Here is a 2,475-nt window from a genome sequence, read left to right as displayed (position 1 = left end):
CGTGAGGCTATTTCTGCCCATTCTTGTGACTTGGCTCGGCCTGAGCTCATTCCCCTTTTTCAGACCTGAATCCTTACATTGAAAGTATTCACAGATACCATAAGGATGGATTTAGAATAACTGGCAAAACCCCAGCGTCAAACATTGTCGAAACATCAATCCGTTATGCGGATGATATGGTGATAATGCTTAGACCTCAAGACGATGCAGTCAAAATACTTGCCGAAATTGATAATTTTTTAGCAGCAAGAGGAATGATGGTAAGTGCTAAGAAGACCAAGATTACCGCTACGACAGATGGATTCGACTTTCTCGGCTGGCACTTCAAAGTGTTAAGCGACGGAAGATTTAAAAGCTACCCCTCAGTGGATAATTTTAAAAAGTTCCGTTTGAAGGTAAAGAACATCGTTAATTGCTCGAATTATGGTTCTAAGGTAAAAGCCGAAAAGCTAGCACCAATAGTTAGAGGATGGAGAAATTACCATAGGTTCTGTGATATGTCAGGAGCAAGGTTTTCACTTTGGTTCTTAAATCACAGAACATACACGGTATTTAACAAGGAATCCAAAAATACCAGAGAATCAAGCGTTAAGCTTGTTAAGAAGGCATTTCCAACGGTTCCTTACTCCGAAAACAAACACATCTCCGTCAAAGGGGATAAATCGCCCTATGACGGAGATTTAACTTATTGGAGCGAACGCAATAGTAAGTTATACGATGATTTGACCTCTAAAGCCCTTAAAAAGCAAAACCATTCATGCGGTCATTGTGGGATGAAATTTATGAGCGACGAGCGAGTAAATCTACATCACATCGACGAGAATCATGATAACTGGAAACCTAAAAATCTTCTAGCAATCCACGAATCCTGTCATGACTACTCACACATGAGCAAAAGGGTCACTCCCTAAGAATATCGGGAGCTGGATGCACGGAAACGGGCACGTCCAGTTCTAACTGAGAGGTGCTGGGGATAATACCCCACATCGACTCAACCATGGGGGACTGAACCAGAGAGCAATGCGATTACTGTTCTAGTTCGCAAACTCCGCCAACGCTTGCAGGCTGTAGGATCGGCAGACTGGATCGAGAGCATTTACGGCATGGGTTATCGCCTCGCTTCCCCCGAAAAGCAACGATCGTAAACGCAAGCCGTGTTCAATCAAAGTCGTCGCAATCTGGCTCGTTGGTTTACCCTCTCAATGGGAAGCATTCTCGTGCTGTTTGCTGGGGCGATCTATCAGATTGAGGTGAAAGATAAACTAGAGGCGCTCGATCGACTGCTGTATGACAAAACTCGAGTCATGGCTGCCAGCGTGCATTATGAAGTTCGCCAAAACCAGAACCAGGTCGATCTGAATCATGTTTCCTTGTTAGGTAGTGGTTCCCATCCCCTTGCTGAAGATCTGATTTACGTGCGCTGGTATAACGCACAAGGGCGGCTAGTTCGTTTTTTTGGGAATTCTCCTCCCGATCGGTTAAATACGCCCTTTGGTTATCTCACAGTTCGATCGACCGATCCACTTTTGGGAAAAGGAATCTGGCTGCGTCAGGTGACATTGCCCGTTGAAGGTAGAACAGGGGTACTCGGTTATCTTCAGGTTGCAACTCCCCTGACAGAAACTCAAAACAGGCTCACTCAGCTTCAGATCGTGCTAACTCTCGCTGTCCCGCTGACACTGGGCTTAATTGCCCTCACAGGTTGGTTTCTCAGCGGGCTGGCCATGCAACCGATTCGGCAAGCCTATCAGCAGCTTCAGCGCTTTACAGCCGATGCCTCTCACGAGTTGCGATCGCCCCTGTCTGCCATTCTCACTAATGCCCAGCTTGGGTTGCTCATCGCGGGTGATGATTCACCTTACCATCCTCCCTTAGAAAACATTGTAGATAGCGCAAAATCAATGGGAGCCCTCGTGAATAATTTACTGCTGTTAGCTCGTCATCAGGGGCGACTTGCGCCGGAATCGCTCAAGTTAATCAATCTCAACGAGCTCCTCAGCAATTTAGCAACCCAGTTTCTCGCAGTTGCAGAAGCCCAAAATATCAAACTCACCTGCGAATCACCGGAACAACCGATTGAATTATTAGCCGATCCTGATTTGCTGCGGCAAGTAGTCGAAAACTTGCTTTACAACGCCTGTAAATATACTCCCGTTGGCGGAACTGTAAAGATACGCCTATTTCTTCATTCCAATTTGGCGGTCATTCAGATTGTCGATACGGGAATCGGTATTCCAGAAGCGGACTTACCCTATATTTTCGATCGCTTCTATCGAGTAGACACCGAGCGATCGCAGGAAAGTGGAGGCTTTGGGCTGGGGTTAGCGATCTTCCAACAGATTGTCCAGGCCCATGGTGGAAAAATTCATGTGACGAGTGAAGTGGGCCTCGGCTCAACGTTTCAGATTAGACCTCTTGCAGAATTACTTTTATGTTATAGTCGAGGTTTGGCTTTTTGGAACTGCTAAATTTAAC

Annotated in this window: 2 protein-coding genes and 1 pseudogene; all 3 read left to right on the top strand. The window is 46.1% G+C overall.

Going from position 1 to position 2,475, the window contains the following annotated elements; genetic code table 11:
* Positions 1–65: 65 nt before the first annotated feature.
* The 3 genes and pseudogenes from QUB33_RS29190 (at position 66) to QUB33_RS29180 (ending at position 2,468) form a co-directional block, all read left to right on the top strand.
* On the top strand, positions 66–911 hold the full coding sequence (locus tag QUB33_RS29190; RefSeq protein ID WP_333358079.1) for a reverse transcriptase domain-containing protein: 846 nt from the start codon (positions 66–68) through the stop codon (positions 909–911).
* Between the two features lie 99 nt (positions 912–1,010).
* A pseudogene (locus QUB33_RS29185) lies at positions 1,011–1,145 on the top strand (winged helix-turn-helix domain-containing protein); the annotation flags it as partial.
* 9 nt (positions 1,146–1,154) lie between these two features.
* Positions 1,155–2,468, top strand: a complete 1,314-nt coding sequence (locus QUB33_RS29180) for a HAMP domain-containing sensor histidine kinase (protein ID WP_333358076.1) — start codon at positions 1,155–1,157, stop codon at positions 2,466–2,468.
* Positions 2,469–2,475 lie beyond the last annotated feature (7 nt).

Origin of the sequence: Microcoleus sp. B3-A4 (genome assembly GCF_036705385.1) — a bacterium.
In the GTDB taxonomy this organism is placed as follows: Bacteria; Cyanobacteriota; Cyanobacteriia; order Cyanobacteriales; family Microcoleaceae; genus Microcoleus.
Note: the sequence above shows the minus strand (reverse complement) of the source record. Positions and strands in the feature narration are given on the sequence as shown.